Origin of the sequence: Psychrobacter sp. DAB_AL32B, assembly GCF_002224105.1 — a bacterium.
GTDB lineage: Bacteria > Pseudomonadota > Gammaproteobacteria > Pseudomonadales > Moraxellaceae > Psychrobacter.
This window is the reverse complement of record NZ_NEXU01000072.1, coordinates 90004-103334: the sequence shown is the minus strand read 5'-3', so window position 1 is coordinate 103334 and position 13331 is coordinate 90004. Positions and strand designations below refer to the sequence as shown.

Sequence of the window (13331 nt, the reverse complement as noted above, 5' to 3'; positions counted from 1 at the left end):
AAATGTAAACTCTAATGCCAATCTCGCTAAACTTCAGTACTAAGTGATCAATCACTTGCCCTAATAAGTTTAGCTTCGTTCCGATAGGGGCGTATTATACGCAGTTTGAGGAGAGGGTCAAGGGGTTTCGGAAGTTTTTCAATCAATGTTAATCACTATTTTAATACTGTTATAGTTATCAATAGCTTGGAATTACCACCTACTTATGATTAACTAAATTTAGCCTATTAATCAATTGTCTTCTTCTTTTATATGGTTACTCAATAGAGTTAATCGGTCGTTACTCGACATTTCATACTCTACTTAAAACTTACCCATCTTTTTAAAGAACTCTTTGTAGGCTTCGACTTTTTTATCTAAGGCTAATGGGTACGCTCGCGAGGTTGAGGGTAGACGATATAGTGTTAAGTCGTTAACTTGCTCTGCAATATGACTTTGTTCAGTGTCATGCCACTGGTAAGGATAGTCGATACTTTGATTGGTCTTAGGATACTTGGACTTAGCTGGTGGGGTATTAAGCAAGTTGAGCAGCACCTCTGTTGCCTTGCCTCCTGTGGTGAATAATGATTTTACCTTTGGTACTTGCGGCAAAATGCTATCTAAATCAACAGTCGTCACAACCGTTAGGTTTTTATCAGACGCATTGCCAGTCTCGCGGATTGCTTGTACTACTGTGGGACAAGAAGCAATACCGCGCTCAAACATAAAGGCGCGGATACGCTCAGGATCAAAACGTTTCTCGTCCCCTACTCTAAAATAATCAGCATCATTGAAAAACACGCGGCCATAAATGCGCCACATATCATTCTGAAAATTGGGATAGTGGAATCTCATCGCCCATTTATCAGCAGTGGGTGGAAAACTACCCATCATCATGACCGTCGCATCAGGTGGTAGGACGGGACCGAAAGGATGCGTTTCGATATTTGCTGTTTCTGTATCTAAATTTTGTGGCCATACAAAGTCGTTAGCAGGTTTTGATAGCGTTGTGTGAGTATTCGATGGGGATTTGGTCATGATATTCTTCATCAGAAAAGTGGTTTTTTTGGTATCATAGCAAGCGTAAACATTGCTTAAAGTACAATGGCTTTAATATAGCTATATTTTATGGTTATAAGGCTTGCTATGAACCACTACTTATAATTATTGATTGGTTAATTTGTCTCTTATTACTATAAAAGCTCAGCCGATAGAGTCAAGGCACGATTTGTTAGTGATATGGATGGTTTTATAGATAGCTATATAGTTATAAAGTTGAACATAATTATGAAACAATTTATTTAAAAGCCCTGCGCCGCAATGTATTTATTTGCCCATTGTCTATCTAAATGCCTATATTTTTTATTTTATTAGATTAAATAACGCCCAAGAATCAGACCAAAACTAAGAGACTACTCATGAGTGACTTAAAAATTACCGTAATTGATCATCCGTTAGTACGCCATAAACTCAGCCTCATGCGTGAAAAAGACTGTAGTACTTATAAATTTCGTACGCTCACCAAAGAGCTTGCACGCTTGATGGCCTATGAAGCAAGCCGCGACTTTGAGATTGAAACTTTTCCAATGGAAGGCTGGTGTGGTGATATTACTGGTGAGCAAATCACTGGGAAGACGGCGACGATTGTACCGATTCTGCGCGCCGGTATTGGCATGTTGGATGGCGTTCTCGACTTAATCCCAACGGCTAAAATATCTGTTGTGGGCTTACAGCGTGATGAAGAGACCTTGGAGCCAGTACCTTTCTTTGAAAAATTCGTTAGTCATATGGACAAGCGTCCTGCGATTATCATTGATCCGATGCTTGCAACTGGTGGCTCAATGATTGCTACTATTGAGATGCTAAAGAAACACGGCTGTAAAAACATTAAAGCATTGGTATTGGTCGCAGCGCCTGAAGGTGTGCGCTTAGTCAATGAAGCGCATCCTGACGTGACCCTTTATACAGCGGCATTAGACAGCCATTTGGATGAACACGGCTATATCATTCCTGGTCTCGGTGATGCTGGTGATAAGATTTTCGGTACTAAGCAAATTTAATATAACTGATGGCTATAAATAGCGGCTGTAAAGTATGATTAAGCATTGATGGCTACCATTACGACTGCCATTAACAATCTATTATTAATAGCAGTCGTTAATAATAGATTATTAATAACAAGGATGAATGATGAACGTATTGATTACGGGTGCAAGTGCAGGTTTTGGTGAAGCGCTTACGAGGCGTTTAATTGCAAAAGGTCATCGGGTGATTGGTTGTGCGAGACGACTCGATAAGCTTAATGCAATGGCGCAAGAGCTTGGTGATTTGTTCTTACCAGTAGTAATGGACGTTAGTGACACTGCTTCTATTCCGCAAATCATTGCCGATCTTCCTGATAGCTTTAAGCAAATCGATGTCTTGGTTAATAATGCTGGGCTGGCACTGGGTACTGAATCTGCGCAAAATGCCAATCTTGATGACTGGATGCGTATGGTCGATACCAATATCAAAGGCCTAATGTCATTAACACATGCTGTCTTGCCAGCCATGGTCGCGCGCGATAGTGGTTATATTATCAATGTTGGCTCTATCGCTGGCAGCTGGCCATACTATGGTGGCAACGTTTATGGCGCAACGAAAGCGTTTGTGAAGCAGTTTAGCCTAAACTTGCGCGCCGATTTAATCGGTACACAAGTTCGGGTGACCAATCTTGAACCGGGCAATGTTGCCGGTACTGAGTTTTCAAACGTGCGTTATCATGGTGATGATGATAAAGCCGCTAAAGTTTATGATGGCTTCAAAACCATGACTGGTGATGATATCGGCGATATCTTGTTATGGTTAATTGAGTCGCCTGCTCATATTAACGTCAATCGTTTAGAGGTCATGCCTGTTGCGCAAACTTATAATGGTCTGACGATTGCTAAGCAAGATTCGTAGAGATGTATATCATAGTTTTATAAGCTGCTAAAAAAACCTTATAAGCTTAATATTTAAAATGTATAAGAAAGCGACCTTTATAGGTCGCTTTTTTTATTGAGCGAAAAATCGCCTATGAAAAACTTACAGTTTAATCAGCTAGTGCTTTAATCAACTCAAACCTTGGCAATTCTTTACCATCTATCGTGACTGTTTCATTAAACATGGCTATTGGTCGAACCCAAACGTCATATTCGCCGTATAAACAGCGATAGACGACTAGCGTTTCTTCGGTTTCAGAATGCTTTGCCGTATGTAAAACCTGATAAAGACTGCCTTTATAATGGCGGTAAATGCCTTGGGGTACGATATTTTTTGTCATTGTTAAATCCTAATTTTTATATTAAATATAATGAGATATTGTCTTATTTTTTCAAATGGTAGAAATAAATAAGGTCGACTATCAAAGCCGACCCTATCTGTATTCTTTATATCGAATAGTATGTTAAGCAACCGTCACTTTCGCATATGCTTTTTTACCGGCTTGAATAACGACCGTTTGCCCAGCCGTTAAGCTAAAGCCACCATCAACCACTTTGCCATCTACTTTTACCGCGCCACGTTTAATCATATCTTTGGCAGATGAGCTATTTTTGGCCAGTCCCGCTTGGTTAAGTATTTGGGCAATAAATAGTGCGTCTTGACCTTCCAAGTCTAGTGTTACTTCTGGCAAATCAACGGGTAATTCACCATCGGCTAAAACGTTACCGGCTGATTTATGCGCATTGGCAGCAGCATCGGCATCATGGAAACGTTCAATCAATTCTTCGGCAAGGATACGTTTAATCTCTTGTGGATTGCGACCGTTTTCCATCTCTGTCATTAAAGTTTCCACTTCTTCCATCGGCTTAAAGCTTAAAAATTCAAAATAACGACGGATTAAAGTATCTGGCATCGAGAGGATTTTTTGATACATGGTACCCGGTGCATCATAAATGGCGACATAGTTGCCCAGTGATTTGGACATTTTATTGACGCCATCAAGCCCTTCCAGAATCGGCACCGTGATACAGACTTGTGGCTCTTGACCGTAGCGACCTTGCAAGGTGCGCCCCATCAATAAGTTAAAGGTTTGATCGGTACCACCAAGCTCAACATCGGCTTTGAGGGCGATAGAATCATAACCTTGTACCAATGGGTAGAGGAACTCGTGAATAGAGATAGGCGTTTGCGCCGCATAGCGTTTGGAAAAATCGTCACGCTCAAGCATACGCGAGACGGTTTGCTGGCTGGCAAGCTGAATCATATCCGCCGCTGTCATGTCATTAAACCACTCGGAATTAAAAACGACGCGAGTTTTTTCTTTATCCAAGATTTTAAATACTTGCTCAGCATAAGTCTTTGCGTTGGCTTTGATTTGCTCATCTGTTAATGGCGGACGCGTGCTGTTTTTACCAGAAGGATCACCAATCTTGGCGGTATAATCGCCAATTAAAAAATAGATCTCATGACCCAAATCCTGAAAATGCTTAAGTTTATTAATCAGAACCGTATGACCTAAATGTAGATCAGGGGCGGTAGGATCAAAACCCGCTTTGATACGTAGCGGACGATTTAGTTTAAGCTTTTTAACTAAATCCTCTTCTGATAGGATTTCTTGGGTGCCGCGCTGGATAAGGGCAAGCTGTTCTTCTAGAGTGTAGGTTTGATTGGTCATGATGATCTCTTTATTGTCTTTATCAAAGGGTTGAAGCGTTTGGGCTATTTAGAATTTCGTAGCCATCAAAAAATGTTAGAATTTGGCAGATATACTAGCGTTTTTTAAGGTAAATTGCCATGACCAACCCCGCATCAATTGCTGATAGTCAGCATAATAATGTTCAAGATATGAGTTTAAATGATGACTTCGATAGCCGTTTAGATAAGCGTCTAGATAATATGGACGATTTAAACTATGCGACTCTGACCGAAGCACTCGAGCAAACCGTGTTTGAAAACTTCGACGATGGTTTATATATTGGCATGATGTCAGGCACCAGCTTAGATGGAATGGACGCTGTTCTTTGTCAATTTGGCAGTAATACTAGTAGTGCGAATACTAATAGTTCGAATATCAGTAATGAAGGCGATACACAGCAGCCAATGCACTTGTTAGCGACTGTTAGCCAAGATTTTCCACCACGCTTACGTGAGGTGTTATTGGCATTATGTCAGCCTAATGGCGTCAATCAATTAATACCAACGGCGGGTGAACCAAATAGCGAATTAGACTGGTTCGGTTGGGCAAGTAAAGAATATGCTGAGTTTGCCAGCGACGTGGTTAATACGTTATTGCAGCAATCAAATACTGATAGTGAATCTGTACTGGCGATTGGCTGTCATGGGCAAACGGTGCGTCATCGCCCGCAGATGGGCTTTAGCTTGCAATTAGTCGATGCTAACATCATCGCTGAGCGTACTGGTATTAGCGTCGTCAGTGATTTTCGTCGCCGCGATATGGCGGTCGGTGGTCAAGGAGCGCCATTAGTTCCTGCGTTCCATCAAGCATTATTTGCCGCGCCTGATAGCACTCGCGTGTTATTAAACTTGGGCGGTATCGCTAATATAACAGTCTTGCCAGCAATCACTGCTAGTAAAGAAAATAGTAATGAAGAAAGCCATAATGAAAAAAAACAAGTCGTTGGCTATGATACAGGTCCCGCGAATTTATTATTAGATGCGTGGACGGCACTACATACTGACAAGGGTTATGATGCTGGCGGTGCGTGGGCACAATCTGGGCAAGTCGTAGAGCCATTACTCAATCAACTCTTAGAGCATTCGTTTTTTGCTAGAGATTATCCAAAGACTACTGGGCGTGAAGATTTTAACTTGGTTTGGTTACAGCGTGAGCTACAAAAATTCGATCAAGTATCTGCTCATATTCGTTACTCATCTGCGGATGTGCAAGCAACCTTAACCGAGCTAACAGCCATCAGTGCCAGTGCCCAAATCAATATGTTTATCAACGCTGATGAAAATAGCACGGTATACGTATGCGGTGGCGGTGCCCTTAACGATTATTTGATTACGCGATTACAAGCGCATCTACCTCGTTGCAAAGTAGAGACCACTGCCAGTTTAGGACTCGATCCAACGTGGGTAGAAGCAGTCGCCTTTGCATGGCTAGCAAGACAAACCCTAATGGGCGAAACCGGTAACTTGCCAGCTGTTACGGGCGCAAATAAAGGCGTGGTATTGGGTCAAGTATGTTTTGCCTGATTGATTAAATTTTAGTTTACACACGTGCACTTATGTGTTTTATAATGGCTTACGAAATACCCTCCTCTTCAGACCCGTAAGGACAGGATATATAATATGAGCCAGCACAGCAGCCCATCAAAATCGCAAATCGCTACTACTGATGCAAAACGGCGTCAAAAACCGCCACATTATGAACGCTCTGACGACGCACGTGTAGTAGTCACCGGTATGGGTGCTGTGACACCATTAGGACTAGATGTCGAGAGTACTTGGAAAAGACTGCTCAATGGTGAGAGCGGTATTGCCACGATTACTCATTTCGATGCAACTGACTATCGCGCGCAGATTGCAGGTGTGGTCAAAGACTTCGATGCCAAGCAATACATGAATGCTAAAGACGCACGTCGCTATGATGATTTTATGCAATATGCGGTAGCGGCAACCTCAATGGCGTTAGAAAATGCTGGCTTTATTGATGAAGTTAGCGCCAATGATAGTCCTGTACAAAACGTTGACCAAGAGCGTTTTGGGGTCATCTTAGGATCAGGTATTGGCGGTATTCAAACCATTGAAGACAGCTGTGCTACGTTAAATGATAAAGGCCCTAAAAAAGTTTCACCATTTATCATTCCAGGCTCTATCGTTAATATGGCAGCTGGACTCGTGGCGATTAAATACACGTTAAAAGGACCAAACCTTGCTACGTCAACTGCTTGTACGACTGCCACCCATGCTATCGGTCTAGCAGCACGCTTAATTGCTTATGGCGATGCCGATGTCATGATTGCCGGTGGTAGCGAAAAAGGCTCAAGCCCTCTTGGCATGTCCGGCTTTTCAGCGATGCATGCCTTGTCAACTCGTAATAATGAGCCGACTAAAGCCTCGCGTCCTTTTGACAAAGATCGTGATGGTTTTGTGCTCGGTGATGGCGCTGGTGTGGTCGTACTGGAAAGCTTAAGTCATGCTAAAGCACGTGGTGCGACAATATTAGCTGAGCTAGTCGGTTTTGGTATGAGCGATGACGCTAGCCATATTACTGCCCCTCCAGAAGATGGTAGCGGTGCGGCACGAGCGATGCGCAACGCTTTAAACGATGCCGGTATTGAGCCTTCCGCTATTGGGTATGTCAATGCGCATGGCACAAGCACGCCTGCCGGTGATGTCGCTGAATCTATTGCTATTGAAACCGTCTTTGCGCCGGTAAAAGACAGCATCTTAGTCAGCTCAACCAAATCGATGACCGGTCACTTGCTTGGTGCCGCTGGTGGTATCGAAGCAATATTTACCGTCCTTGCCTTGCAGCATCAGCATGTACCGCCAACGATTAATTTAGATAATGTTGAAGACAACTGTAATCTTGATTATGTCGCCAACCAATCGCGTAAAGTCGATAATTTACAGTATGCTGTTTCCAATAGTTTCGGCTTTGGCGGTACTAATGGCTCGCTAATATTTGCACGCTGGCCTGTTAAGCCATAATGCATCTATAAAAGGTCACAATATTTGCCGTTGTAACCTTGGTGTCAGATTTGCTACGTTTGTCCACTTGCAGCCCCTTATCATACTTGCGTATGATAAGGGGTAATTTTTGCAACATTTATGGACGATACCATGTCAAGCTACTCATTTTCCCATCAGTTTTATCAGCGCTGGACGTGCGCGCCAGACCCTATACGCGCGTCAATCATCCAAGAGCTGACGGATATCACTACCCTATTACAAGCCGATACACCATTTGAAACCTTTGTATTTAGCACGCATGACTTAGACGCGCATCTTGATGATCTTTATGAAAACCATGAGGCAGAACAAGCGATCGCCAAAGCAATTGCCGATAAACAAGCCGAAGAACGCACTGTTGCTGAAAAACAACGTCTAGAAGAAGAAAAACAAGCAGACGCTAAGCTGAAAGAAGAGACTAAATTAAAAGAAGCAGCCAAAATTCGTGAAGAATCAGAAGCCGCTCAAAAAGACCAAGAAAAAAATGCGCAGTTAATAGCTGATAAAAACAACCTTGATAAAACCGTTACAGCTATTGATGCCAACGATACAGACAAGGTAAGTGTTGATAATAATATTGCTAATAGCGACGTTGCCAGTAGTAACGAACATATAGTTACTGAAGACATGGCTACTGATAAAAACGCTATTGCAGAAATGGTTACTGGCAATAATAACACTGAGAACAGTACTGAAAATGAAGCGGTTCACAAACAAAGCAATGCTGCTATTACCGCCATCGATAGCAATATCAAGACGGTCATCGATAAAGCCGTTTCAGACGCAGCGATACACTTATCCTTAAAAAACACTAAATTGGGCGCAACTCATCCAGAGTTAATTCGTGAGCTTGAGATGCATGTAGATGACTATCTAAGTGAGCAGATGATGCAAATGTCTGAGAATTTGAAATCTTGGCTGCGTGCCGAAGTGACTCAACATTTAACCGAGCAAGATAAACCGGTTACTGATGATAATCTACAAAAAAATTAAACATAGCGTCTATACAGCAAAAAGCCCCGTGAATGATTCACGGGGCTTTTTATTTCACGATTAAAAATGAGTTTTTTACTTTAAATCGCTTGTGTACGTTCGGTCAGCCATTCAAGTGCTAGGCCATCAATGCGGTCTTTTAGCTCGGCATAAACTTGGCTGTGATAGTTATTGAGCCAATCTATTTCTACTTGGTCTAATAACAAAGGTTCAATCAAGCGCGTATCAATTGGGCAATAAGTGATGGTCTCAAAATTTAAAAACTGACCAAATTCTGTCTCAGTAGGATTGCCAACTGGCGTATTGACCACCAAGTTTTCGATACGGATGCCCCACTTACCTTCGCGGTATAGACCCGGCTCATTACTGGATATCATACCTTCTTTCATGGCGCGCTCTTTCGGAGTACTGGCGCTATAAGCAATGACCTGTGGGCCTTCATGCACATTTAAGAAATAACCAACCCCATGACCAGTACCGTGACCATAATCCATTTGTACTTGCCATAATGGCGCACGGCAAATCGCATCAATTAACGGTGAAGCAATACCATCAGGGAAGTGAGCACGCGCTAGCGCAATATGGGCTTTGAGCACCGTCGTAAAGTCACGCTTGTGCTCGCTGTTTACTTGTCCAATACCAACCACGCGAGTGATATCAGTCGTGCCGTTTTGATATTGGGCGCCTGAGTCGATCAATAATAAACCACCTTCACCCTCAGCAACATCCAGATAGCTAAATTTCTCTGGCGTTGCACGGTAATGCGGTAGCGCACCATTTTCATTAAAGCCTGCGATGGTTGGAAAACTTGGTGAGACATAATGCGGCTGACGACTACGCACGTCAATCAACATACTATCAACATCAAGCTCGCTTAAACGCTCACCTGCCTTTAGACGCTGCTCAAATGCGGCAAAAAACTCACATAATGCCGCGCCATCTTGACGCATCGCTTCACGAACATGATCGATATCTGAATCAGACTTAATCGATTTTAACAAAGTACTTGGGGCCATTCGCTCAATGAAACCCACACCGTCTGCCATGTTTGACAGCGTACCGACTGCGACTTTACTAGGATCTAGTAATAACAAGTCTGCTGGTGTCAGCGTACCCAACGCATCCTGCACAGCCTCATAGTCAGCAAGCGTGATACCGCTATCTTTCAAGCTTTGCGCAATATCAGCACTGACTTTATTATTATCAATAAACAATATCGCTTTTTCAGCATCGATGAGCATATGCGCCAAAAACACAGGGTTATAATCGACATCAGCGCCGCGTAGATTGGTCAACCAAGCAATGTCATCTAAGCTCGAAAGCAAATGATGTGTCGCCCCTGCTTCTGCCATACCAGCACGGACGGCGGCAAGTTTTTCGCTAGCAGACTGCGCGATAAACTGCTTATCGTGTGCATATAAACTGGCTGATGGCAGCGCTGGTCGATCAATCCATACTTCCGTTAATAAATCACGTTCAGTGATTAAGGTAATGTCATTGGCATCAAACCCATCTAACAATCGGTCTTGCTCAGCGATAGACAGCACATTGCCATCGACTGCCACGCTATCTCCTTCCGCCAAATGCGCGGCAAGCCAATCGATATGATTTGGCTGACCAGGTGCAAGTTTTTCCAAGCTGATACCCGTATCAGCTAGCTGATCAGCGGCATGCACCCAATAACGGCTGTCGGTCCATAATCCTGCAAAGTCAGCAGTTACGACCAACGTACCAACCGAGCCAGTAAACCCTGATAACCAAAGCCTTGCCTGCCAATATTCTGGTAGATATTCAGATAAATGCGGATCTGCTGATGGCACGATAATCGCAGTGAGATCCTGAGCGGCTAAGCTCTGGCGTAGGCTATGGATGCGATCATGAATGGCTTGTTTGTTCATTGAATATTTCCTTATTGCTTTGGAGAAATCAGCTTTTAAAAAATAGCGTGAGGCGACTATCGATAGCCGTCTTATTTGGATGAGAAAAATTGCTTTGAGTATGTAGTCATTATTGAGTAGTCAGCATATAAATCAAACCGTTCAACACATTGAAAACCAGATTCATATAACACTGAATGTAGCTAAAACGATTTGTGCAACGCTTAATAAAGTGGAACATCACTAGATGTTTGGGCAGAAAGCAGGCTTTCAATAGCTTGTGGCAAAACAGTTACTAAGTAAAAAAATAAAACGCGCTACTACTAATGGTAACACGTCTTATTATTCAGCTTATCTAGATTGATAATGGTTCTATTAGCCAATAGCCCTTAATGTAAATAACTGAACTTAGATACTTACTGAACTTAGATATTTGAAATTAAACGTTTGAGTTTAACTTATCTTCTTGTTCACTTTTTATGAGCATATTATTAATAGGTTTTGATAATAACAATAATATCACTGCTGTGATGACCAAAAAGACCGTCATCGTGGTAAACAAACCTGGTAACCCTTCAATCTTATCTGCGGTGACGTGACCACCAAAGAATGCCGCAACCAAGTTACCTAATGCGACAGAAGCAAAGAATAGCCCCATCATCTGGCCTTGCATCCCTTTTGGCGCAAGTTTAGTCATGGCAGACAAACCAACGGGACTGAGTGCCAATTCACCAAGCGTCAATAGTAACAAGCTACCGACCAACCATAAAGGTGACGCCAGTCCACCAGCATTGGTCAAGATGCTTTTGGAGGCAAATATCATCAGCGCAAAGCCTGCCGCGGTGAGCAACATCCCAAGCGCAAACTTCACCATACTATTTGGCTCAAGTCCTCGATTGGCAAGCTTGACCCATACAATACTAGCAATAGGTGCTAATATTAAAATAAACAAAGGATTCAATGATTGAAACCAAATACTGGGTATCTCAAAACCTAAGACATTAAGATCCGTATAGCGATCGGCAAACAAGTTAAATGAGGTTGGTTGCTGCTCAAAACTTGACCAAAATAGCGTTGAGCCAATAATCAATATAAAACAGATCAGCAAACGCAGCTTATCTGTCTTATCCAATCGTGGCGAAATAAACATGACAGCAAAATACCCTATCACCACTGCCGCAATGAGGTATGTCATATATTGTGCCACCATTTCAGGGTTAAATGGCATGATACCAGTCGCCACTAAAACAGTAATGGCAGCAAGTAGTACAAGAAACCCTGCAACCAAACGACCAACGTTTTTGTAAAGCCCAGTCGTTTGCTCCCACTCAGGGGCGATGTTTTTGGCATTGGCATAACGATTTAAAGTCTTTTTAGCAGAAAAGCGGTAAATCAGCAGTGACGCTAGCATGCCAAGTCCGCCAACACCAAAACCTACGTGCCACATGCCTTTTTCTTTAAAGACCCCAACAATCAGCGCCGCCAATAATGCACCAATATTGATACCCATGTAAAACAGGGTAAAGCCGCCATCACGGCGTGCATCGCTTTTAGGGTACAAGGCACCAACCATCACTGAGATACAAGTTTTAAATAAGCCTGAACCTAAAACAATACACATCAGACCCATAAAAAATAACGTCATACCAAACATAGCAGAGAGCGCAATGCATAAATGCCCCAGTGCAATGATAATACTGCCCCACCATAGCGCGCGCTCTTGACCGAGCCAATTGTCAGCCAACCAGCCGCCTGGTACTGCCGCTAAATATAATGAACCGGCAAAAATACCATAGATAGCAGAAGCGGTTACTTCATCAAAACCAAAGCCACCACTACCAACGGATGCGACCATAAACAGCACAAGCAATGGACGGATACTATAATAAGAAAACCGCTCCCACATTTCGGTAAAGAACAATGGGCGTAGCGGCTTCGGATGTCCCATAAAACCATCTTCTAGTGAGGCCAATTCGGCAGCACTTACCTCTGTTTGTGATTCCGTGCTCATACCTTTATTCCTTTAAGTACTATTATTATAACGACCAAGCCGCTAATTATTCTGATAGGCGGTCATAAACGCGGGTCATTGTTTCACTTGGTTATAATCAAGTAAAGAAAAAGTTATCTAATAATTACAGAAATACCCACAAAAAAACCCGCTCTCAATCATTGAGAACGGGCTTTTCGTTAAGTATTGCTGATGACACTATTGAAATAACAGGCTCATCTGACCTCTCTACAGCAACAATGAAACCTTTAGGTTTTTAGAGTCTGAGTATGGTCAGTATCATACTGGAATAGCCCGCTTACTGTGCAGGCGCTGCTTTTTCAGTAGTACCAGCGTCTAAGTCACCATCGGCTTGCTCTGCTGTCAAGTCAGCATCAGCAACTGCTGCCTGACTGACTGTACCAGATGCAGTGGCGGTGCCCGCTTCTGCAGTAACGACTGCACTATTAGCATCGGCAGTATCTGTAACTGGAGCTGGAGCTGGTGTCACTGTCGCATCAGCTGGCGTATCGGTAGTCGCATCAGCTGGCGTATCGGTAGTCGCTGCTGTAGCCGTATCTGCTACTGGCGCTTCTGTAGTCTCAGCAGTAATATGCTCACCCGCTGGGCGCAGAAATCCTGAGATGCCGATAAGTAAGACGATAGCCAAGAATAAGCCAACGCCACCTAAGGCATACAGGAACTCTTTCTTAGGGTTGTTTTCGACAATATGTTCTGACATACCTGATCCACCTTGCACAAAATATTTAAAATATTGGTCTATTATATCGCAATTTATGTCTATTTGTTAAAACCCTTAACTATTT

The 13331-nt window shown here is 42.9% G+C and carries 11 protein-coding genes; 5 read left to right on the top strand and 6 right to left on the bottom strand.

Translation table 11 applies throughout. The features are described from left to right. Positions 1–303 precede the first annotated feature (303 nt). Positions 304–876, bottom strand: a complete 573-nt coding sequence (locus CAN34_RS08830; protein ID WP_368039477.1) for a DNA glycosylase — start codon at positions 874–876, stop codon at positions 304–306. A gap of 521 nt (positions 877–1397) precedes the next feature. Between CAN34_RS08830 and upp the strand changes: the two genes are divergently transcribed. Beyond that, positions 1398–2039, top strand: coding sequence for a uracil phosphoribosyltransferase (gene upp, locus CAN34_RS08825; protein ID WP_079692758.1), 642 nt, complete (start codon positions 1398–1400; stop codon positions 2037–2039). A 130-nt stretch (positions 2040–2169) separates the two neighbouring features. Further along, positions 2170–2922, top strand: a complete 753-nt coding sequence (locus CAN34_RS08820) for an SDR family NAD(P)-dependent oxidoreductase (protein ID WP_089555329.1) — start codon at positions 2170–2172, stop codon at positions 2920–2922. 130 nt (positions 2923–3052) lie between these two features. On the opposite strand, the gene CAN34_RS08815 is transcribed toward CAN34_RS08820, so the two are convergent. Both CAN34_RS08815 and tyrS read right to left on the bottom strand, forming a co-directional pair. Continuing rightward, on the bottom strand, positions 3053–3283 hold the full coding sequence (locus tag CAN34_RS08815) for a DUF1653 domain-containing protein (RefSeq protein ID WP_089555328.1): 231 nt from the start codon (positions 3281–3283) through the stop codon (positions 3053–3055). Positions 3284–3406: 123 nt separating this feature from the next. Further along, positions 3407–4618 carry a tyrosine--tRNA ligase gene (tyrS, locus tag CAN34_RS08810; protein WP_089555327.1) on the bottom strand — a complete coding sequence of 404 codons (1212 nt, stop codon included), beginning with the start codon at positions 4616–4618 and terminating at the stop codon, positions 3407–3409. Between the two features lie 119 nt (positions 4619–4737). Here tyrS and CAN34_RS08805 point away from each other — a divergent pair, with 119 nt between their 5' ends. From CAN34_RS08805 to CAN34_RS08795, 3 genes are all read left to right on the top strand, one after another. Then, positions 4738–6162 carry an anhydro-N-acetylmuramic acid kinase gene (locus CAN34_RS08805; RefSeq protein ID WP_089555326.1) on the top strand — a complete coding sequence of 475 codons (1425 nt, stop codon included), beginning with the start codon at positions 4738–4740 and terminating at the stop codon, positions 6160–6162. A 96-nt stretch (positions 6163–6258) separates the two neighbouring features. Continuing rightward, on the top strand, positions 6259–7623 hold the full coding sequence (fabF, locus tag CAN34_RS08800; RefSeq protein ID WP_089555325.1) for a beta-ketoacyl-ACP synthase II: 1365 nt from the start codon (positions 6259–6261) through the stop codon (positions 7621–7623). A 132-nt stretch (positions 7624–7755) separates the two neighbouring features. Continuing rightward, positions 7756–8637, top strand: coding sequence for a hypothetical protein (locus CAN34_RS08795; protein ID WP_254423139.1), 882 nt, complete (start codon positions 7756–7758; stop codon positions 8635–8637). Positions 8638–8717: 80 nt separating this feature from the next. On the opposite strand, the gene CAN34_RS08790 is transcribed toward CAN34_RS08795, so the two are convergent. The 3 genes from CAN34_RS08790 to CAN34_RS08780 all read right to left on the bottom strand — a co-directional run bounded on the left by CAN34_RS08790 (position 8718) and on the right by CAN34_RS08780 (position 13246). Continuing rightward, positions 8718–10535 carry an aminopeptidase P family protein gene (locus CAN34_RS08790; protein WP_089555323.1) on the bottom strand — a complete coding sequence of 606 codons (1818 nt, stop codon included), beginning with the start codon at positions 10533–10535 and terminating at the stop codon, positions 8718–8720. A 418-nt stretch (positions 10536–10953) separates the two neighbouring features. Next, positions 10954–12525 (bottom strand): peptide MFS transporter, encoded by a 1572-nt coding sequence (locus CAN34_RS08785; protein WP_089555322.1) that lies wholly within the window; start codon positions 12523–12525, stop codon positions 10954–10956. Positions 12526–12823: 298 nt separating this feature from the next. Further along, a complete protein-coding gene (locus tag CAN34_RS08780) occupies positions 12824–13246 on the bottom strand; it encodes a hypothetical protein (RefSeq protein ID WP_089555321.1) in 423 nt (140 codons plus the stop codon). Between the last annotated feature and the right edge of the window lie 85 nt (positions 13247–13331).

Bases quoted from the DNA above. Each gene is read 5' to 3' on its own strand.
- CAN34_RS08785 (WP_089555322.1), bottom strand. From the start codon at position 12,525: ATGAGCACGGAATCACAAACAGAGGTAAGTGCTGCCGAATTGGCCTCA.
- tyrS (WP_089555327.1), bottom strand. From the start codon at position 4,618: ATGACCAATCAAACCTACACTCTAGAAGAACAGCTTGCCCTTATCCAG.
- CAN34_RS08780 (WP_089555321.1), bottom strand. From the start codon at position 13,246: ATGTCAGAACATATTGTCGAAAACAACCCTAAGAAAGAGTTCCTGTAT.
- CAN34_RS08815 (WP_089555328.1), bottom strand. From the start codon at position 3,283: ATGACAAAAAATATCGTACCCCAAGGCATTTACCGCCATTATAAAGGC.
- CAN34_RS08795 (WP_254423139.1), top strand. From the start codon at position 7,756: ATGTCAAGCTACTCATTTTCCCATCAGTTTTATCAGCGCTGGACGTGC.
- CAN34_RS08805 (WP_089555326.1), top strand. From the start codon at position 4,738: ATGACCAACCCCGCATCAATTGCTGATAGTCAGCATAATAATGTTCAA.
- CAN34_RS08820 (WP_089555329.1), top strand. From the start codon at position 2,170: ATGAACGTATTGATTACGGGTGCAAGTGCAGGTTTTGGTGAAGCGCTT.
- upp (WP_079692758.1), top strand. From the start codon at position 1,398: ATGAGTGACTTAAAAATTACCGTAATTGATCATCCGTTAGTACGCCAT.
- CAN34_RS08790 (WP_089555323.1), bottom strand. From the start codon at position 10,535: ATGAACAAACAAGCCATTCATGATCGCATCCATAGCCTACGCCAGAGC.
- CAN34_RS08830 (WP_368039477.1), bottom strand. From the start codon at position 876: ATGATGATGGGTAGTTTTCCACCCACTGCTGATAAATGGGCGATGAGA.
- fabF (WP_089555325.1), top strand. From the start codon at position 6,259: ATGAGCCAGCACAGCAGCCCATCAAAATCGCAAATCGCTACTACTGAT.